This is a genomic window from Candidatus Phycorickettsia trachydisci, assembly GCF_003015145.1.
Classification (GTDB): Bacteria; Pseudomonadota; Alphaproteobacteria; order Rickettsiales; family Rickettsiaceae; genus Phycorickettsia; species Phycorickettsia trachydisci.
Genome location: NZ_CP027845.1, coordinates 491,905 through 511,155, shown reverse-complemented (window position 1 = coordinate 511,155; position 19,251 = coordinate 491,905). Strand labels below are relative to the sequence as shown.

General features: G+C 34.4%; 17 protein-coding genes. 9 read left to right on the top strand and 8 right to left on the bottom strand.

Features of this window, described 5'->3' with window-relative positions; genetic code table 11:
- Together phytr_RS02220 and dksA are read left to right on the top strand one after the other, a co-directional pair.
- Positions 1–921 (top strand): tyrosine-type recombinase/integrase, encoded by a 921-nt coding sequence (locus phytr_RS02220; protein WP_106874266.1) that lies wholly within the window; start codon positions 1–3, stop codon positions 919–921.
- 84 nt (positions 922–1,005) lie between these two features.
- Positions 1,006–1,458 carry an RNA polymerase-binding protein DksA gene (dksA, locus tag phytr_RS02215; RefSeq protein ID WP_106874265.1) on the top strand — a complete coding sequence of 151 codons (453 nt, stop codon included), beginning with the start codon at positions 1,006–1,008 and terminating at the stop codon, positions 1,456–1,458.
- Between the two features lies 1 nt (position 1,459).
- Here the strand turns inward: dksA and phytr_RS02210 are convergent, their stop codons facing one another.
- From phytr_RS02210 to fabD, 4 genes are all read right to left on the bottom strand, one after another.
- Complete coding sequence (locus phytr_RS02210) at positions 1,460–2,065, bottom strand: hypothetical protein (protein ID WP_106874264.1); 606 nt, start codon at positions 2,063–2,065, stop codon at positions 1,460–1,462.
- A gap of 149 nt (positions 2,066–2,214) precedes the next feature.
- Entirely contained in the window at positions 2,215–3,279 is a 1,065-nt protein-coding gene (locus phytr_RS02205; protein WP_106874263.1) for a hypothetical protein, read from the bottom strand.
- Between the two features lie 171 nt (positions 3,280–3,450).
- On the bottom strand, positions 3,451–4,533 hold the full coding sequence (locus phytr_RS02200) for a hypothetical protein (protein ID WP_106874262.1): 1,083 nt from the start codon (positions 4,531–4,533) through the stop codon (positions 3,451–3,453).
- Between the two features lie 110 nt (positions 4,534–4,643).
- Positions 4,644–5,567, bottom strand: coding sequence for an ACP S-malonyltransferase (fabD, locus tag phytr_RS02195; protein ID WP_234352501.1), 924 nt, complete (start codon positions 5,565–5,567; stop codon positions 4,644–4,646).
- On the opposite strand from fabD, the gene phytr_RS02190 reads away from it, so the two are divergent.
- The 7 genes from phytr_RS02190 to phytr_RS02160 all read left to right on the top strand — a co-directional run bounded on the left by phytr_RS02190 (position 5,566) and on the right by phytr_RS02160 (position 14,188).
- The gene (locus phytr_RS02190) at positions 5,566–7,527 is read left to right on the top strand and encodes a lytic transglycosylase domain-containing protein (protein ID WP_158706828.1); all 1,962 of its coding nucleotides are present in this window, start codon (positions 5,566–5,568) and stop codon (positions 7,525–7,527) included. The two genes, fabD and phytr_RS02190, sit on opposite strands and share 2 nt — an antisense overlap.
- Positions 7,502–7,957, top strand: a complete 456-nt coding sequence (locus tag phytr_RS02185) for a peroxiredoxin (RefSeq protein ID WP_106874259.1) — start codon at positions 7,502–7,504, stop codon at positions 7,955–7,957. The genes phytr_RS02190 and phytr_RS02185 overlap by 26 nt, the downstream gene beginning before the upstream one ends.
- A complete protein-coding gene (locus tag phytr_RS02180; protein WP_106874258.1) occupies positions 7,954–8,880 on the top strand; it encodes a class I fructose-bisphosphate aldolase in 927 nt (308 codons plus the stop codon). Before phytr_RS02185 ends, phytr_RS02180 begins: the two co-directional genes overlap by 4 nt.
- 47 nt (positions 8,881–8,927) lie before the next feature.
- Entirely contained in the window at positions 8,928–10,133 is a 1,206-nt protein-coding gene (gene ftsA / locus phytr_RS02175; RefSeq protein WP_106874257.1) for a cell division protein FtsA, read from the top strand.
- A 13-nt stretch (positions 10,134–10,146) separates the two neighbouring features.
- Positions 10,147–11,046, top strand: coding sequence for a class I SAM-dependent methyltransferase (locus phytr_RS02170; RefSeq protein WP_106874256.1), 900 nt, complete (start codon positions 10,147–10,149; stop codon positions 11,044–11,046).
- Positions 11,047–11,082: 36 nt separating this feature from the next.
- On the top strand, positions 11,083–11,835 hold the full coding sequence (locus phytr_RS02165) for an NUDIX hydrolase (RefSeq protein WP_106874255.1): 753 nt from the start codon (positions 11,083–11,085) through the stop codon (positions 11,833–11,835).
- Positions 11,836–11,932: 97 nt separating this feature from the next.
- Entirely contained in the window at positions 11,933–14,188 is a 2,256-nt protein-coding gene (locus tag phytr_RS02160; RefSeq protein ID WP_106874254.1) for an ankyrin repeat domain-containing protein, read from the top strand.
- 64 nt (positions 14,189–14,252) lie between these two features.
- Here the strand turns inward: phytr_RS02160 and typA are convergent, their stop codons facing one another.
- The 4 genes from typA to phytr_RS02140 are packed head-to-tail and all read right to left on the bottom strand — an operon-like array spanning position 14,253 to position 19,143.
- On the bottom strand, positions 14,253–16,070 hold the full coding sequence (gene typA, locus phytr_RS02155; RefSeq protein WP_106874253.1) for a translational GTPase TypA: 1,818 nt from the start codon (positions 16,068–16,070) through the stop codon (positions 14,253–14,255).
- Between the two features lie 18 nt (positions 16,071–16,088).
- On the bottom strand, positions 16,089–17,354 hold the full coding sequence (locus phytr_RS02150; protein WP_106874252.1) for a M16 family metallopeptidase: 1,266 nt from the start codon (positions 17,352–17,354) through the stop codon (positions 16,089–16,091).
- 14 nt (positions 17,355–17,368) lie between these two features.
- The gene (gene dnaA, locus phytr_RS02145; protein WP_106875027.1) at positions 17,369–18,745 is read right to left on the bottom strand and encodes a chromosomal replication initiator protein DnaA; all 1,377 of its coding nucleotides are present in this window, start codon (positions 18,743–18,745) and stop codon (positions 17,369–17,371) included.
- Between the two features lie 17 nt (positions 18,746–18,762).
- Positions 18,763–19,143 carry a rhodanese-like domain-containing protein gene (locus phytr_RS02140; protein WP_106874251.1) on the bottom strand — a complete coding sequence of 127 codons (381 nt, stop codon included), beginning with the start codon at positions 19,141–19,143 and terminating at the stop codon, positions 18,763–18,765.
- Positions 19,144–19,251 lie beyond the last annotated feature (108 nt).

Here is a 19,251-nt window from a genome sequence, read left to right as displayed (position 1 = left end):
ATGGAAGAAATTAATAAGCTAATAAAAAGCTGGATTAAGCATCTTACATTGGTAAAAAATTATTCTTCTAACACAATTTTAGCGTATCAAAAAGATATAGAAGATTTTTTAAATTTCTTAAAAAGTTACAAAGATGGTTTGGAGTTAAAAGTCCTAATTAATCTAGATGTATTAAGTTTTAGAAGTTGGATTGCAAATCGTAAAATGAAGAACTATAACAATCATTCAACTTGTAGAGCAATTTCGTCAATTAAAAGCTTTTATAAATTTCTAGCTAAGTACCATAATTATGTAAATCCATCTATTTCAAGCATCAAAGGTCCGAGAAAGGTTGACCTATTACCAAAAGCTCTACTTAATAAAGAAGTGCAAAGCGCAATCGATTCAATCGCTCATCTTGATAATAAAGAACCGGAGTGGGTTAAAAATCGTAATCAAGCAATTTTGGTTTTGATGTACGCTACGGGTATGAGGATTTCAGAAAGCTTATCTTTATCTAAAAATAGCTTCAATGGTAATGTCATAAAGGTGTTGGGGAAGGGGGGTAAAGAAAGATGTCTTCCTATGCTTCCTGTAGTGAAAAAATATATAGATTCCTATTTACAGTCTCTTCCTTGGGAGATAGGTGGTCCTAATGAACCTATTTTCAGAGGAGTGAAAGGTAAAAAGCTTGCTTCGGCAGTATTTGCTAGACAGCTCGTAAATCTGCGCAGGACTATAGGATTGCCCGAACATTGTTCAAGTCATGCCCTGCGTCATAGCTTTGCAACTCACTTGTTAGAAAATACCGGTGACCTCCGTTCTGTACAAGAATTGTTGGGTCATAGTAATGTTTCTTCAACTCAAAAGTATACTAAAATTAATTTAGATTATTTAAAGAAAGTATATGCAAATAGTCACCCTTTTTCACAAAAGCGCTAGCTAGTTAAAATAAATAAAAATTTTGTTGCCTATCAAGATAAATGGAATTATTATTAGAAAATGCTCAATAATGATATTTAAAATATGTCTAACACATTGATACCGTCTAGTATTTTACCTAAAGATTACGAGCCTTCCGAAGCTGAGCCGTATATGTCTCCAAAACAATTACTATATTTTAAAAATATACTCACTAAATGGAAAGACCAATTGTTGAATGAGGGAAATCAGGCTATTGAACACTTATCGGGTCTAAGTCAGCCGGACTTAAACGATCAGGCTGCGATGGAGGCTGAAGCAGCAATAGAACTCAGGCACGAAGATCGTAAAAGAAAATTGCTTAATAAAATTAATGATGCCTTGGAGCGAATTGACAACGGAGAGTATGGGTATTGTGAAGAAACGGGTGAGCCTATAGGACTTTGGAGATTAAAGGCAAGACCTATTGCTACCTTATGCATAGATGCTCAGGAGAGATATGAACGTCATAAAAAACAATTTGTAGATTCTAATGAAGATTCTGGCGATGATGAGTAATCTATTTTATCTTTTTTAAAACTTTTTTCTTAGTAGGTGGTTTTTTAGCTTGGGTAGAAATCCTTGCTTCTTCTGCATCTTCGAGCATTGCATCCGTAATTCTAGATGAATGTAGTTCCTCTGCGTTTTCTAGAGCATCTTCTGTTGGATGAATATCATATTCATGCAGTAGATGTATAATTGTAAGAGTTTTATCTGCATTATTACGTTTATGATATCTCAATGCTACTTCATATAAAGTTTTTCTTTCTTCCTCACTAAAAGGCAGATTTACTATCTCATCAAGTAGTTTTTTACATTTTTTATAATTAGGTTCTTTTTTTTGAAATTCGGCTTCTAATTTTTTATATATATTGTTAAAATTTTTCGAAATAAAATCTACAGGTCCTGTAATTAATCCTAAAATTATGCCGCCAATACCTCCAACCGATGCAAGAAAAATGGTCGGAGTTGCAGCTAAAGATAAAGTCCATGAGTGATCCGTTTCAGTTATGCTCTTAACTGTTTCGAGGATTATTCCAGTAGGCAAACCTATCACAATACCTCCTATAATACCTATTATAAAATACAATATTACAGCTTTGAAAGATTGAGACCTATTGCTCATAAGGAGGAAATAATAAATATACTATTACCACTATAACAACTAACCAATTTAGAGTTCTACGCTTTAAAATATTTTATAATAAAAATGATAGCTTAGATGTAATTTAGGCACTTTAGTTTTTGAAATTGATAAAAAGTGCTTAAGATACTTTAACCCTCCAATTCATCAGAAGTTACTATATCAGTCTTAAGATGTAACCCAGATAATTTACAATTTAATTGAGTTAATTCTGGATCAAAATAGTCAAACTCTTTTGCTATTTCCAACGCTTTCAAATCCGCTGGTGTTATGGTGTTAGCATCTAGCTTTGATTGAACCTCTTGTTTAACTGCATTTGTCATTGATCGGATGATAGGTTCAAGTAGAGTTTGAATAAGTTTTTTTTTGTCTTCTGGTCTTACTTTTTTTAATTGTTCATCTAAATTAGTTAGACGTTCTCCCGGATGAATAGTAGCAAGCACGCTTCCGGTGTCTTCTGGATCGAAGTATGATAAAACTTGACTTATTAATTCCCTATGAGTTGCTAATTTTTGCATAATTTTATGAGGTTCGCTTAAAGGCTCATCTTTATTTACAATTGCACTTATTGTCGGTAATGTAATTTTTGTGAGGAACTTGAGATTTGTTAAGTCTGAATATAATGTACTTACTTTAGAATCTTCAGAAAAATTCAGGTATATAATTTGTATCAGCTGCATATCTTCAAGGCTAATTGCTTGAGGATCTTTTAGCTTATCTACAAATTTTTCTATAATTTTATTTTTGATTTCTAGATTTATTTGATTCCTATTTTCAAATAGTTTTCTAGAAAGCTGCTTTAAAACCTCCCATTCTTTTTCGGGTGCGAGATAGTCGGCACATTCTTTAAGTATAACCGCTTGACTCATTAAGGTATATGGATGAAGGATGGATATGTCAGCACCGTAATCTAAAAGTATTGTGATAATTTGCTTAGCCTTTTCTTCAACTATTTGCTCTTTTATCTGCAATTGATCCGCAGCAAGTTTTATAATATCTTTATTGAGCCGCATTATTGCAGCGTCCAAAAAACTTCTACAAAAAGGCCTAACAAGAGTCCCATCGTTAGGATTTGCTCCTCGTTCTAAAGCTTCTTCTGCTCCTTTAGGGTCATATTCCATTAGGGCATCTTTTAATTTATTATTCCAAAATTTTGTAGTTGTGGTACCTACATCTGTATTATCTATGTTGTCCATAAAAATTTATACCATTAATTGTACTAATAATTAATAGTATATCATAAATATAACGTAAATTTAAACATTTAAAAATATCTCTAATTCATCGATATTATTAATATTTGAGAGGTTTAAGAGCTTAACGTTTTAAAATATTTTAATCCTAAGCTAGATGCAACTTGAATACTTTTATGATAGATCTTGATCTCGTGAAGTATTATTTTTGGATTTTTTAAGCTCCTTTTCAAGGAATGTTTGAGAATTTTGTCGTTTAGGCGAAGTAGAAGATTTTTTAGGATGTCGTTCAGCAAATGTTCCAAGAGGAGTATCTATTATATGGTTAGAAGACTCAGGTGGATTTGTTTTTGGTAGTGCATCTTGTGATGTAGAGATATTTGATGTGGCATTTTGGGTATTAGGTATTGAAGACATTTCTTTTTGGGGTTCGTCTTTTGGTAAAGATACTCTATCAATTGGAGCGGCCTTATGATTATCAGGCACTTTATCCAAATCTTTTGGTTTATTTATAGATTGGAACTCAACGTCTAATGGTTTATCTCCACTTGCTCTGAGAATCATTTCTCTTATTTCAGGTTTATCTTTGACTAAATTTAGTAAAAATTCATCTTTGAGATTAAGGTTATAAGCTGGTTTTAATAATAGCTCCACAAGTCTAAAATGATCTTTTTCGATTGCCATTTTTAATACAGAATTATCAGGCTTAATACCTTCATTGAGGAGAAATCGTATATTTCTTAAAGCTTTATTAGGGTCATAATCTGTATTTGATAAGGACATATTTAGTAAAGTTGCATGATTGACATATTGGGATTTATTTAAGTCTTTAATTAAATCTTGGCATTTTGAGAGATCAAGTGATGGCTCTTTAAAGAGCATTTCTAATTTTTTTGTTTTTTCATTAAATTTACCTTTTTGTATTCTATCAATTACCTTAGAAATTCCTACCACAAAACCTCTTGCGGCACCTATGGAGAATGCTGTTAAGAGAGTTATTGGATTGACAAGAAAAGGAAGAACTGTGTTGAGTGCGAAAGATGAAAGTGCTTGAAAAACAGGCATATTTATTCTTCCTATTGACATAAAGAACAGAGGAAAATCAATAAATATAGCAGTAAAAGGTGCACATACAACTGCGGTAAGAAATATTGCGGCACCTACCCCATAGACTATTCCTGCGCTGGCCATTCCGTCACGAGCAGTAAATCCTAAAGTTATACCTAAATTTATAAAAAAATTTTTTACTCTATCCATAAAATATCCACAAAATAATTACGTAAATCAACCTAAAGACTATTATAGAAATAGCTTATAAAGCAAAATGAATATAATTTTTAAAGTAAAAATAAAGATATAGAGGTAAATTAATCACTTAAAAATGCCTCTAATTCATCGGCATTACTGATGTTTTTGACCTCGTGAGGATAACCATCTTTTTTGGCCATGTTGCTAAGGGCATTACCTGAACCAATTTCCACAATCTCAAGTTCATTTTGTTCTGCAAATTCAATTATTTCACGCCATCTAACACCTGAAGTGATCTGTTTTTTAAGGTTCTCCTTAATTGTTTCAGCGTTTGTTGTGGATGCTGCAGTAACGTTCATGATGACAGGCTTTTGGGGTATTTTGAAATGACATTTTTCTATTTTTTCCGCCATAATGTCTTCTGCTTCTTGCATTAAAGGTGAGTGAAATGCTCCGTTTACCTTGAGTTTAATAGCTCTTTTGCCAATCTCTTTAATATGACCAATTGCTTCATCTATGAGATCTATTTCTCCGCTAATGACAATTTGATTACTAGAGTTATCATTAGCGATATTGCATACTCCTTTTCTAGATAATTTAAGGAAGATATTATGCAAATCTTCTTTTGATATTCCCATGCATGCAGCCATCGCCCCAGGATTTTCATCACACGCTTTTTGCATTGCTAGACCTCTTGCATCTAATAATTTTGTAGTATCTTCTAATGATAAAACCCCTACTGCATAAAGAGCAGTATATTCGCCTAAAGAGTGGCCTGCAACATAATTAAATTCTCCTTTGCCGTATTGCTTTAAAACTTCTAATATTGCAACTGAAACAGCCATCAAAGCAGGTTGTGTATTCTGGGTTAAGTTTAGCTCCTCAGATGGCCCGTTAAACATTATTTCTGTTAAATTTTTATTTAAGATATGATTTACTTTACCAAAAATATTTTTTGCGATATCATATCTATCATATATGCCTTGGCCCATACCTAAAGCTTGTGAACCTTGGCCCGGAAATACAAAAATTTTTCTCATCATGAATATAAACGTTTGGATAATTCTTTTGAGCTTTATAGCACAATTTACCTACAGTGATCAAGTCATCCATCGTGCATTTTCAGAAGTAGAGCAGGGCAATTTTTATCATGCGCTAGATGTCATTAAACGTGATCCTGATCATGTTGCAGCTAAAATTTTAATGACGCGTGCTATTTTTGATAAAAGGTGTCCTGAGGTTGGTTTTAAAGAAGCAAAGAAGTTCGTTTACAACTCTCCTGAGTGGCCTCAAAATATTTTTATTAAAAAACATGTCGAAAAGCTTATAGATAAAAGTGTAAGTAAAGAAGAAATCTTTGATTGGTTTAGTAAACATCCTCCTAGCACTCCTGAAGGTTTCAAGTATTACGCTTTATCTATTCCTCCTGTTTTAGATAAAGAAGAAGCAAGAGTAATCATTAAAAATGGTTGGGTCTATGGATCCTTTTCAAAAGATGAGCAAACTGCTTTTCTAAAAAAATATATGAATATTTTAAATTATGGCGATCACGTATCCAGAATTAATGAACTTCTTTGGAATAATAATACTGCTGAGGCAAATCGAATGCTTCATCTCATTAAAAAGGAAGATCAAAGGAGATACGTAACACGTATTGCAATCATTAATAAAGATCCAAGAGCTGAAAAGTTATTTAGAGCATTGCCTAGAATTGACAGGTTTAGTTCTGGAGTTTTATATAGCTATCTTAAAAGAAAAAGAATACCTAAATCTCCTGTTACAAACCTTGAGCTACATTTAGCTGTTCATATTCCTAATGACAAGGCTAAGGGAGATAAATGGTGGGATTTAAGGAGTTACTACATACGTGAATTTATGGATAAACATAGATATCACGACGCTTATCGTCTAGCTAAAAATCATGCTTGCGAAAGTCGCATGCAAATAACCCAGGCCGAATGGCTTGCCGGTTGGCTGGCCCTTAGGTATCTACACACTCCAAAACCCGCTTTAGCACACTTTAAACAGCTATATAATAACTGTTCAAGACCTATTAGTAGAGCGCGAGGAGCCTATTGGATTGGCAGAAGCTATAAGGCTCTCCAAATGCCCGAGAAAGCCAACGAATGGTTCAAAAAAGCTGCAAAACATGGACATACTTTTTATGGCCAGATGGCTCAGTATGAACTTGGATATAAACATCTTCAAGTTACTAAGACGCCGGGTATAAATAGTGACCTACAAGAAGTTTATGAAGGTTTGCAGATTATACAAACATTGGCAAAATATGATCAAAAGCACTTAATTAAGCCTTACGTTGAAAGTATATTCACTCATTCCCAAGATCCACGTCATATTCACCTTATCTTAGAAGAGCTGGATAAAACTAATCATACATGGCTGAAAGTTGAGGCTTCAAGACAGGCGGCATTTTATGGAGTTTTCAGTCTGAAGCATGGATATCCCGTCCTCAAAAACATTAAATATCCATTAATTGAAACACCGCTCATACACTCAATCATTAGACAAGAATCTTCTTTTGACGTAGCCGCAACTGATCCAACAGGTGGTCATGGTTTAATGCAGCTTCTTGCCTCTACAGCAAAAAATTCTGCTAAATCTTTGGGTATGACGTATAATAGAGATAAATTATTAAAAAATCCTGAGTACAACATTATGCTTGGTAGCAAACATTTAGCAGATCATTTAGAGCGTTACAAAGGCTCTTTATTACTTGCGATACCGTCTTACAATGCTGGTCAGCATAGGGTGGACAACTGGATTAAAAGATATGGAGATCCAAGAAAATTTAAAAGCTTATATTCCATAATTGATTGGATAGAAAGGATCCCTTTTAGTACTACGCGGGATTACGTTCATAGAATTATGGAAAATTTACAAATATATAAGTTGCGCATCAAAAATGATGCTAAACTAACGATAGTACAAGATTTAAAATATAAAGAGGTAAAAAAACATGGCCAAGTTGCAGCCGGGAGATGAAGCTCCTAAGTTTAATGTAGATGGTTTTAATTTAGACGATTATAAAGGTAATATTGTCGTTTTATATTTTTATCCTAAAGATAATACTCCAGGCTGTACGCTTGAAGCTAAAGATTTTGCAGATCATAAAAAGTATTTTGACGAGTTTGGAGCAAAAATTTTAGGAGTTTCGAAAGATACTAGAAAATCACATGAAAATTTTACGGAAAAGTGTGGACTTAACTTTGACTTAATTAGTGACGATCAAGATTTGTGCGAAAAATATGGCATATGGGTTTTAAAGTCGATGTATGGCAAAAGCTATATGGGGATTAGCCGTGCTACATTTCTAATTGATCGCGAAGGAAAAATAGCTTTTATTTGGCCTTCTGTTAAAGTTAATGGCCATGCTGAAGAGGTTTTAAATAAAATTAAAGAATTAAAATTATGACGCAAGTTACGGAGAAAGTTAAAGAGGTTTTATCTTGGTATTCAAACGAAAATAATGGAGTTAGAACAAATTTAGCAAGGATGCTAATGCATGGGAAGCTTGCTGGTACCGGTAAATTGGTAATAATGCCTGTGGATCAAGGTTTTGAGCACGGACCTGATAGAAGTTTTGCGGTTAATCCTGATGCATATGATCCTGAATATCATTTTAAAGTGGCGATCCAAGGTGGATGCAGCGCATACGCAGCACCTTTAGGCATGTTAGAAGCTGCTGCTGATAAATTTACTGGACAAATTCCTTTAATTTTAAAGCTAAATAGTTCTTACTCACTTGCATCTTCAGAGCTTTCTCCAGAGCAGGTCTTTACTGCAAGCGTGCAAGATGCTATGCGTTTAGGATGTGTTGGTGTGGGTATGACTATTTATCCTGGTTCAAACAAGTTTTATAAAAATCTTAAACGCATAAAAAAAACAATTTTCGAAGCAAAATCTCATGGTCTTGCAGTAGTATTGTGGGCATACCCAAGAGGTGAGGGTGTATCAAAGGAGGGGCAAAATGCTATAGATGTATGTGCCTATTCTGGTCATATCGCAGCTCTTTTGGGGGCAAATATAATAAAATTAAAACCTCCTGCAAATTTTGTCGAAAAAGATGAGATAAAGAAGATATATCAAAATACTGGAGTTAAAACCGAATCTTTATCTGACCGTATTCAGCACGTAATGAAAGCAATCATGAATCATAAGCGTTTGGTTGTATTTTCAGGTGGTGGAAAAAAATCCGACAAAGATATTTTAGATGAAATCAAGATGATTGCTCAAGGAGGGGGGAGTGGGTCAATAATAGGAAGGAATAATTTCCAAAGGCCTTTTAAAGAGTCTCTTGAACTATTACAAAAAATTTGTCATATTTACCATAGTTAAGAGAAAATATAGGCAAAAAATTTGCTCTAAGTAGAAAATTAAATTTTATGAATAAGAAAGAAACTGTTGTATTTGATGTTGGTAGTAGCAAAATTGCATCTATAGTTGGAGCGATTAGGGATGAAGAAATCGAAGTAACAAACCATTTTTTATCTGCGTCTGAAGGAATAAAGGCTAGTCTTATTACAAATTTTGCGCAAGCTGAAGAAAGTATTGTTAATACAATCATTGCAATTGAAAAAGAGTCAAAAAACTTTATTAAAGAGGCTGCTATATCTATTTGTACAAGCAGAGCAAAATCAACTTATGTTACATCTAAAGTAAAAATAGGAAGCGGCACTGTTACTGCTCAAGATCTTCAAAAATTAATCAACAAAGCTTTATCTGACTTTTCTGATAGTGCCGGACAGGTAGTGCATTACTTTCCTGTTGAGTTTATCTTAGACAATAACCATGGAATCGTAAACCCTGTGGGTATGCTTGGAAATGAGTTAAGCTGTAACCTTCATATTGTAAGCGTTGATCCTAATGTATTTACCAATTTGGTTCACTGTTTAAATAAGTGTCAAATTAAAGTTAAAGAAGTCATTTTATCTGGTTATGCATCTGCTTTAGGATGCGTTCCTAATACTCAGCAAGAGACCGGAACTTTGGTTATAGACTTTGGTGCAAGAACTACTTCTTTTATAGTACTTTTTGAAAGACGCATGATTTATTGCGGTTATGTGCCTATAGGTAGTTGGTATATCACATCGGATATTGCCAGAGCTTTTTCGATAAGTATGCAAGCTGCAGAAAAATTAAAATTACTGCACGGGAGTAGTAAACCTTCTCGTACCTCTCATTTGATCAACCTTTACGATATTGATCCAAATGAATTTGACTCTAATCAGGTAATTAGTTCTGTAGACTTAAGTGGCGTTATCGCGCCGCGCGTAGAGGAAATTTTTACTTTACTTAAGGAAGAATATAATAAACTTAAAATCAATGACATTATTGCTCAGAACATAATTATTACAGGCGGTGGAAGCAGGCTACCTGATTTAGCTGAAACCGTAGGTGATATATTCGGTAAATCAGTTAAAGTAAGCGCTGTGCAAGACCCTAATCTTGAGCAAGCACCAGATGCTTATACAACAGCTTATGGTATGCTTCGTTTTATAGCAGACAAGCAAAAACAAGATTTATTAGTTGATAGTGGTAATAGAGGGCTGTTGGGAAAAGTATGGGGCTGGCTTAAAAATAACGTTTAACAAGCTTTGAAATATGCCCAAACCTCATTCAAAAGAATATTTTGGTGAATGGAGGAATTTTTGGTGGAACAGAGACTTTCTTGAATTAATAGGTAAGAGATTTAACTTGAAAGATGTAACTCTCGCTTTGGATATAGGATGTGGTATAGGGCATTGGGGCAGGGCGCTTTATCCCCTATTGAGTAATAATGCTACTTTAATAGGAATTGACAGAGAAGAAGAATGGATCAAAGTAGCTAAAGATTTAGCAAAAGGTAATCTAAAATATCAACAAGCATCAGCAGAAAAGATCCCATTTCCAGATAACCATTTTGATTTAGTTACGTGCCAGACTGTACTAATTCATGTTAAAGATCCTAAGCATGTAATTTCTGAAATGCTACGAGTTCTTAAACCTGAAGGTAAACTTTTACTAATAGAGCCAAATAACCAGGCTACATCTATGGTTAGGGGTAATCATCAACTTAATCAAAGCGTTGAAGATCGTATCAAGATTATTAAACTCCAAATGACTTGCGAAGCCGGCAAGGAACTTATGGGTCTAGGTTTTAATTCAGTAGGTGATCAATTACCATTAATTTTATCTAATCTAGATCTTAGAAATATTACTGTTTACCAGACAGATAAAGTCTTTAATGTTTTACCTCCTTATGACACAGAAGATCAAAGGGTTATGTTGGAGCAAACTAAAAATTGGGCTGAGAAAAATTTTTGGATTTGGGATAAAGAAGAGACCTATACATACTTCTTAGCAGGCGGCGGTAATGGAGAGGAATTTGAGAATTTATGGGCAGAAGTAACAAAAACAAATGAGATGCTATTAGACTTTATCAAGCAAGAAAAGTACGCAATGGTTGGTGGCTCTATCTGCTACATAATTTTTGCACGCAAGCCTTTACACTTAGCACAATAGTGATATACTTTATTTTTTACAATTAAATATTAAATTATGAAGATATCATTTATTTTTTCTTTTGGTATTAAAGCACTATCTATTTTTACCGCTAAAACTAATCCTTCTCATAATATTAAATCACCATTTTCTTCATCAGTTTTAAGTGAAGATTTAATTGATGCTTTGAATGATCAAGGTTTGAGAACCGGTGAAGTATTGCCCAAAAGTGAAATTTATCGTTTAGGTAAGGTGCATAGAGTGGTACATTTATATTGGATAGACCAAGACGATAATCTACTAATACAACGTAGGTCTTATGATAAAAAGCTATATCCAGGAAAATTGAGTGTATCCGTTACTGGCCACGTTAATGCCGGTGAGTTTAGCGATCAAGCCTTAAGGCGTGAAATCAAGGAAGAACTAGGTATTCTTGCGGACAAATTAGATGTAAAATTCATGATGTCCTTTAGGAATGATGTCAAAGTTAGCCCTAGCTGTATGGTAAAGCATTTAAATGACGTTTATCTCTGTCAAAAAGACATTCCTTTACGAGATATCAAAATTGACCGTAATGAAGTTAGCGAGATATCTTTAATGCCTTTTGATAAATTTCTAAAAATGGCTAAGTTAGGAGACCCAGCGTTGATACCTTATTACTCAGAATCTGCTAGTAATATTGCGTATTTTTTAGAAGCTAAGCACTCTATCATACCCTCTGTAAGCGATGAATATCTTTGTGAAAATGATACTTGCAGTATTCTAGGAAATGATCAAGTGTGTAGCTTGGAAGAAGCGCAAGATTTATAGTAAATAAATCTACATATTTTAAAAAATATTATTCTCTTTATTTTTTTATTAAACTTACATAGTATAAAAGAAGAACCAAGTTAAGGAGAATTTTATTATGGAAACTAGAAAAGAAAAAATTAAGCGAGAAATAGACAATTTTGTTAAGGTTCTTGAAGAAAGGAGTGATAAAGATGCGGCAGAATTTTTTAATATTCCTGCAAGGATTCTCTGCATACAAGCGGAAAAACCTTTATGCTTTTTTCTGTCTGCTAGTGATCGTTACATAGATAGACTTGATGTAGCAATTGAAAGTGGTGCAGATCCAAATTTTCAAGATCTTTGTGGTCGTTCTGCTTTACATCTTCTTGCCTCTCGAGGAAAAAAAAGTCAAATAGAGCTTTTATTTAATAAAACTAGGGAATTAGGATTCAATCTAGATGTGAATTTACTTGATAATCAAAGAAATACACCTCTAGATCATGCAGTTAGTGGATTAAATAGTTCAATAATAACTTTACTGCAAAGCAAAGGCGCTAAGGCTTCAGTGGATCTAGATTATCATGCAAGTCGCAACTTAGGTGTTGAAATGCAAGAAACAAGAACTGAAGAAATTAAAAAACTTCTACAAAAAGCTGTTGAGCAAAATCACGAAAAAGCAATAGGCTTCCTCACTATGCTTCAATGCCATCCTGTTAAAGATGCATGGCCCTTACATATATGTTCCGAAAAAGAAGAAGATGAAGTTATAAATCTTAAAAAGTGGATGATAAAAAATGGTGCTAGTGTAAATCCAAAGAACGGTGATGGCAGAACCCCTTTACACGTTGCTGCTGGTTATAATTTAGCATCGACAGTTGAACTTCTTTGTGAAAATGGGGCAAGTGTTAATGTAGTTGATGGGCTTAAAAATACACCCTTATATTATGCTGTTGTACCTAAAAAGAACGATGATTCTGAATCATACAGAGCTAAAATTAGAATTATGAAAACTTTAATAAGTTATGGAGCCGATCCAAAAATAGCTGGTATGGATGGCAGAACACCTATGGATTTTCTGACTCCTAAAATAAAAGCTGAGATAGAAGAATATATAACTAAAATAGCATCTGAAAAAATCTCTAGCACAGATATGGATATTTCTGCTTTGAATATACCGTTGAGTGAGTTGAGAGATTCAAGTTCCTTGACTGAGCAAAAAAATGAATCTAAAGACTCAGATAAAGTCACTTTTATTATGGTAACTAAAAAAGAAAAAATTGAGCAAGAAATAGATAGTTTTGTTATGGCTCTTGAAAAAATGGGTGATTCAAATGCGGCAAGATTTTTCACGCAAATTGCTAAACCTAAGTGTATAGCTGAAAACAAACCTTTATGTTATTACCTAGCTACCACCCCCTATTACTTAGATAGACTTAATATAGCCATTGAAAGTGGAGCAGATCCTAATTTTCCAAATGTAATTGGTGATACTGCTTTACACGCTCTTGCTTTTTCTGGAAAAAAAGATCAAATAGAGTTTTTATTAAATATTAAGGGTGTGGATGTTAATATACGAAACCTTGCAGGATCTACCCCTTTAGATTTTGCTAATGCTAGATCGCAAAGTGAAACAATAGCTTTACTTAAGACCAAAGGCGCTATAGAAGGAAATGGTGACAAGGATCTTAGTCTTGACTTAAGTTCTGAGAATCAAACAAGACTTGCTGAATATGATACATTGTTACAAAAAGCTATAGAAGAAAACAAAAGGGAGACTATAGCTTTTCTTAAGACTTTTAAATCTTTTCCCGTTAAGGTATGGCCTTTACACGCTTTCTTTCTATTTCCTCAAAATATAGAGATTGCAGAATGGATGCTAGATAATGGTGCAAACTTTAATGCAAGAGATGGTGAAGGCAGAACGCCTTTGCACATGGCTGCTTTTTTTTGTAAAGAACAAATGGTCAAGAAGCTGTGTCAAAAGACTATAGATGTTAACGTAACTGATAATAATGGGTCTACTCCTTTACATTATGCTATTCTTCAAAAGAAAGAAATACCTGGCAAGATAAAAATTATAATACAAGATGAAGTTAAACTTCAGATAATAAAAACTTTAATAGATTGTGGAGCCGATCCAAAGATAAGCAATTGTCGTGGTAAAACGCCTATAGATCTTCTTGATCCAAAATTAAAAACTGAAATTGAAGAATATATTGCTAAAATAGCGTCTGAAAAAGTTCATAGCGTAGATGTTTCCTCTTTGGGCGGTCCAAGTGGAATGAAAGATTATACTTTAGGTCATCAAGACGAATCTCAAGATTCGGATATGAAAATCCTAAAAGATGCTTTAGAAGAAACGTTTAGAGATCTACAGGGTGAAGGGATTTAGTGATTTACTATACAACATAAGTTATCCTGAATCCAAATTACATGATTTAAACTTTTAATATTATTTATCCTTGCTTTCCTGCTCTTTTTCTTGCATTAGGGTCTAGAATAGCTTTCCTTAGCCTAATGGATTTAGGAGTGACCTCAACTTTTTCATCATCTTCAATATAAGCAATAGCTTTTTCTAGAGTCATTACTGTAGGAGGGGTGAGACGAACTGCTTCATCTTTTGTTACGCTTCTAACGTTTGTCAATTGCTTTGCTTTAAGTGGGTTGACTTCTAGATCATTCTCCCTGCTGTGTTCACCTATAATCATACCTTGATAAACTTGTTCACCGGGCTTAATAAATAACTTTCCTCGTTCTTCCAAATTCCATAAGGCATATGCAACGGCTTGACCATTATCGGTAGATATCAACACTCCATTACGTCTTCCTTCAATAGGGCCCTTGTAAGGACCGTAGCTGTGGAACATTCTATGCATCACGCCAGTACCTTTTGTATCTGTTAGAAATTGGCCATGGTATCCTATTAAGCCTCTTGAGGGACCTAAAAATGTAACACGCGTTTTGCCTCCTCCTGAAGGTTTCATGTCAAGCATTTCAGCTTTTCGTAAATTGAGTGATTCCACAACCGTTCCAACATGTATATCATCAACATCAATTTGAATTTCTTCCATAGGCTCTAGTCTTTGATCATTTTCATCGATCTTATAGAGTACCTTAGGCCTACTGATCGAAAGTTCAAACCCTTCACGACGCATAGTCTCTATCAATACCCCAAGCTGCAACTCTCCTCTACCTGATACTTCAAAGGAATCCCTGGAAGAGCTTTGTCGTACTTTAATTGATACATTTCCTTCAACTTCACGAGCAAGGCGGTCTTCTAAAACGCGTGATGTTACCTTCGATCCTTCTCGACCTGCTAATGGAGAATCATTTACCGAAAAGGTGATGGAAATTGTAGGGGGATCTATTGGAGGAGAGTCGAGCGCCTCTGTTATTTCTGGTGCACAAACCGTATTGGATACGGTAGCATTTGAAAGACCAGCTAATATTACAATATCACCTGAGCTTGCAGACTCTACAGCTATTCTCTCTAAACCGTGAAAAGAAAATAGTTTTGTGATTCGAGCATTCTCTACTAAGCTTCCATCTCTATCTAATACTTTAACGTTTTGATTAACTTTTATGGTACCGCTATGAATTTTTCCTGTTAAGATACGTCCCAGATATGAATCATATTCTCTTGTTGTGAGCAACATCTTAAATGGATCATTTAAGTGGCGTTCAGGTGCTGGCACGTGATCTAATATTAAATCAAATAGAGCGTGAATATTTTCTCTGGGGCTGTTTAAGTCCATAGAGGCCCATCCAGATCGACCTGATGCATATACAATAGGAAAATGAGCCTGTTCATCTGTTGCACCTAGGGCGATAAACAAGTCAAATACTTCATCTATGACTTCTTGAGGTCTGCCATCAGGACGGTCTATTTTATTTATAACAACTATTGGATGCAGACCGATTTTTAGAGCTTTATCAAGCACAAATTTAGTTTGAGGCATTACTCCTTCACTAGAGTCTACAAGCAGTATAACTCCATCAACCATGGTTAAAATTCTCTCAACCTCTCCACCAAAATCCGCGTGACCTGGAGTATCTACAATATTAATTTTGGTATTTTTCCACATTATAGAGGTACACTTTGCTAAAATTGTGATGCCTCTTTCTTTCTCTAGATCATTAGAGTCCATAGCTCTTTCAGAGATGTTTTGATTAGAGCGAAAAGTGCCGCTTTGTTTTAGCATACTATCTACGAGAGTAGTTTTTCCATGGTCAACGTGCGCGATGATTGCTACGTTTCGAATATCTTGGTTCATATTAAGTCTTTTTATTATCTAAATAATAGAAGTTGAAATTTTAGAATTTATTATATCATATTTTTTACTTAATTTCTTCCCTATACCACTAAATACGCTTTTGGAAGAAAATATTTTTTGCGCTTGATCTATCAAATCTGCTGAATTAAAAGAATCTATGTACTGTAAAATTTCTTTCGTAGTTATAGTTTTACCAAGCAAAGCAATGTCATGGGCTATAATTTCGGATTTATAGCTTACTAATTCTTCATCCATAATTAAATTAGCTCTGATCTGGTTTTTTACTCTTTGTATATCTTCCTCAGAAATTGATTCACATACTTTGGTAATTTCTAAATGTATCTTATCTAATACTTCTATACCATTATCGTTACCACTTGAAGCATACACATAAAATAACCCTATATCGCTATATGAATGAAAAGCGGCACCTATAGAATAAGTCAGACCATATTCTTCTCTGATGTTTTGAAAAAGTTTGGAAGAAATCCCTCCACCTAAAACCAAGGCTAACATCTCGGTTTTGTAAAAAGCTTGTAAATCTTTATAAGAAGCTGATGCAAATCCCCATGTAAAAGTAGTCTGTTTACAATCTTTATCTAATAACTTAATTCCAGGAGTGTAATATGCTTTAGCTGAAGATTTTGGTTGAGTGGTAGGTAAATCACCAAACAATTCTTGGACTTGTTTTACTAGTTGATCGTGTTTTACGTTACCGCTGACAGAAACAATAACATTTTTAGCAACGTAGTGCTTTTTAATATAGGCTTCTAACATCTCCTTATCAAAAGCCTTTAGAGATTCTTCAGTACCTAAAATTGTTTTCCCAATGGGTTGATTATTAAATGCTTGTTCGATGAAATTATCGTAATTTAACTGCTCAATATTATCATGAGACTCGCCCATTTCTTGCAACACCACCATTTTTTCCTTTTCCATTTCATCTTTATCAAAAACGGAATTTCTGAGGATATCGGCCAATATATCTAGAGCTATGTGCATTTTTTCAGCTAAAACTTTCGCATAGTATATAGTAGTCTCCTTAGCTGTTGCAGCATTAAAGCGTCCCCCAATGTCATCAAATTCTTGAGCGATTTGTTTATATGTGCGAGTTTTTGTCCCTTTGAACGCCATGTGCTCTAAAAAGTGAGAAATGCCATGTTCATTAGCTTCCTCGTATCTTCCTCCGGCTTTAACGAGAATAGTAATGCGTACTGAACCAAACCCAGGCATAAAGTAGGATGCAATACGCAATCCGTTTGGCAATGTGGTAGAATTAAACATGTAGGGTAAAAGTGCTATTGAAGAAGTTTCTGTAAAAATGAAATTTCTTGTTCCATATAAGGATCGCTTTGGAATAACTCTTCAACTTTGCGTATAGCGTGCATGACTGTAGTATGATCTTTTTTACCAAAGCACCTTCCGATTTCAACCAAGCTTTTTGATGTAAGCTGCTTAGACAGATACATAGCAATTTGTCTGGGTCTTGCAACGTTCCTCATACGACGTTCAGATGATAGATCCGCTACTTTTAAACCATACTTGTCAGCTACTTTCTTTTGAATTTCTTCAACGCTAATAATCTTTGAATTAGACTTTAAAAGATCTTTTAAGATCTCTTGGGTACTTTCCAAGCAAATCTGCTTACCGATTAAAGTTGAGTGAGCAATAACTTTATTTAAAGCACCCTCAAGTTCACGTACGTTTGAAGTAATTTTTTTAGCTAAAAACTCTATCACTTCTCTAGGAATTGCGATATTCATTTGCTCAATCTTAGATTGCAAGATGCCAAGACGAAGCTCATATGTAGTACTGTGTACGTCAGCTACAAGACCCCATCCAAGACGCGATTTAATACGATCTTCAATATCATCCAAATCAGAAGGAGAGCGGTCACATGAAATAACAATCTGACGATTATTGTCAATCAAAGCGTTAAATGTATGGAAAAATTCTTCTTGGGTACTATCTTTACCGCAAATGAACTGTATATCGTCAATCATAAGGACATCCACAGAACGAAAATGGTCCTTAAAAGACATAATATCTTTATTGCGCAAGGAACGCACAAACTGATACATGAACTTTTCTGCGGACATGTATATAACCTTGCGGTTAGGATTGTGATTTTTGATATGCCATGCTATTGCGTGCATAAGGTGGGTTTTTCCTAAACCAACACCTCCATATAAAAATAGAGGATTAGATTCTGCTATGGCACTCATTGATTCGGCAACAGCTCTTGCTGCTGTATATGCTAATTGATTTGGATTACCAACGACGAAATTATCGAAAGTAAACCTTGGGTCCAAGGTCGAGCTAAATATACGCTCAGCATCTTGCTTATCTTCAATTTGTGGCGATTGCGGTTGAGCTGTAATAACGTTATTTAAGGCTTCTGAAATAACTAACTCAACTTGTTTAACACCATCATCATAGTGTTGCCATAATTGCGAGATTACCTCCAGGTAATTATTTTTAATCCAGTCCCTCATAAATGCTGTTGGAACTGATAAGACTATACAAAACCCAGCAAACTCAGCTAGCTTAATTTTGGCTATCCAATTATTGAACGTAGCTTCTCCATATTTGAGCTTTAGATCTTGCCTAATAAATCCCCATACTTCTTTATAGTAATCTGGATTTTTCGTTGTGCAAGCAGTCTGTTGTAGCATAGTCATTTACATACAATTTAATTAAATTTTTTCAACGGCAAGCCGCTTTTTATCCATCCAAGGCCATACTTATTACCTTCAAATCCATCAATAAGATTGTAAGCAGGCGTAGTACTTTGTTTTTTATGTATTAGTGTTGCTTCTAAAGATCTGCTGCCATATCTGCATAAGAAAAATACAAAAGATTTTTCTTGAGTTTTTTTCAGGAGCACTTTCGCAAAATCGTTGTTTAATTCCATTTCTGGATAAAGCCTAATGCTATTTAAAAGTAATTGATTTGTATTCACATCAGGTGTACCAAGATTTTGCCATTCAATTTGGGTACGTACGTCTACTAAGATAGCGTTAGGATCTTGCTTTAAAATATCCCAAGCATCTAAACACGTACAAGACTCCATAACACTTAATTTTTCAATTACTCAAATTCGACTTTTAATTTTCAACAGCAGTAGTAATATTAAGTATTATTGTGACAAACATCAAGATAATTTGCAAGGAGAAAAAGC

What these genes read in the sequence shown, in the direction of transcription:
- phytr_RS02220 (WP_106874266.1), top strand. Translation starts at nt 1, where the DNA reads ATGGAAGAAATTAATAAGCTAATAAAAAGCTGGATTAAGCATCTTACA.
- dksA (WP_106874265.1), top strand. Translation starts at nt 1,006, where the DNA reads ATGTCTAACACATTGATACCGTCTAGTATTTTACCTAAAGATTACGAG.
- phytr_RS02210 (WP_106874264.1), bottom strand. Translation starts at nt 2,065, where the DNA reads ATGAGCAATAGGTCTCAATCTTTCAAAGCTGTAATATTGTATTTTATA.
- phytr_RS02205 (WP_106874263.1), bottom strand. Translation starts at nt 3,279, where the DNA reads ATGGACAACATAGATAATACAGATGTAGGTACCACAACTACAAAATTT.
- phytr_RS02200 (WP_106874262.1), bottom strand. Translation starts at nt 4,533, where the DNA reads ATGGATAGAGTAAAAAATTTTTTTATAAATTTAGGTATAACTTTAGGA.
- phytr_RS02190 (WP_158706828.1), top strand. Translation starts at nt 5,566, where the DNA reads ATGAATATAAACGTTTGGATAATTCTTTTGAGCTTTATAGCACAATTT.
- fabD (WP_234352501.1), bottom strand. Translation starts at nt 5,567, where the DNA reads ATGATGAGAAAAATTTTTGTATTTCCGGGCCAAGGTTCACAAGCTTTA.
- phytr_RS02185 (WP_106874259.1), top strand. Translation starts at nt 7,502, where the DNA reads ATGGCCAAGTTGCAGCCGGGAGATGAAGCTCCTAAGTTTAATGTAGAT.
- phytr_RS02180 (WP_106874258.1), top strand. Translation starts at nt 7,954, where the DNA reads ATGACGCAAGTTACGGAGAAAGTTAAAGAGGTTTTATCTTGGTATTCA.
- ftsA (WP_106874257.1), top strand. Translation starts at nt 8,928, where the DNA reads ATGAATAAGAAAGAAACTGTTGTATTTGATGTTGGTAGTAGCAAAATT.
- phytr_RS02170 (WP_106874256.1), top strand. Translation starts at nt 10,147, where the DNA reads ATGCCCAAACCTCATTCAAAAGAATATTTTGGTGAATGGAGGAATTTT.
- phytr_RS02165 (WP_106874255.1), top strand. Translation starts at nt 11,083, where the DNA reads ATGAAGATATCATTTATTTTTTCTTTTGGTATTAAAGCACTATCTATT.
- phytr_RS02160 (WP_106874254.1), top strand. Translation starts at nt 11,933, where the DNA reads ATGGAAACTAGAAAAGAAAAAATTAAGCGAGAAATAGACAATTTTGTT.
- typA (WP_106874253.1), bottom strand. Translation starts at nt 16,070, where the DNA reads ATGAACCAAGATATTCGAAACGTAGCAATCATCGCGCACGTTGACCAT.
- phytr_RS02150 (WP_106874252.1), bottom strand. Translation starts at nt 17,354, where the DNA reads ATGTTTAATTCTACCACATTGCCAAACGGATTGCGTATTGCATCCTAC.
- dnaA (WP_106875027.1), bottom strand. Translation starts at nt 18,745, where the DNA reads ATGCTACAACAGACTGCTTGCACAACGAAAAATCCAGATTACTATAAA.
- phytr_RS02140 (WP_106874251.1), bottom strand. Translation starts at nt 19,143, where the DNA reads ATGGAGTCTTGTACGTGTTTAGATGCTTGGGATATTTTAAAGCAAGAT.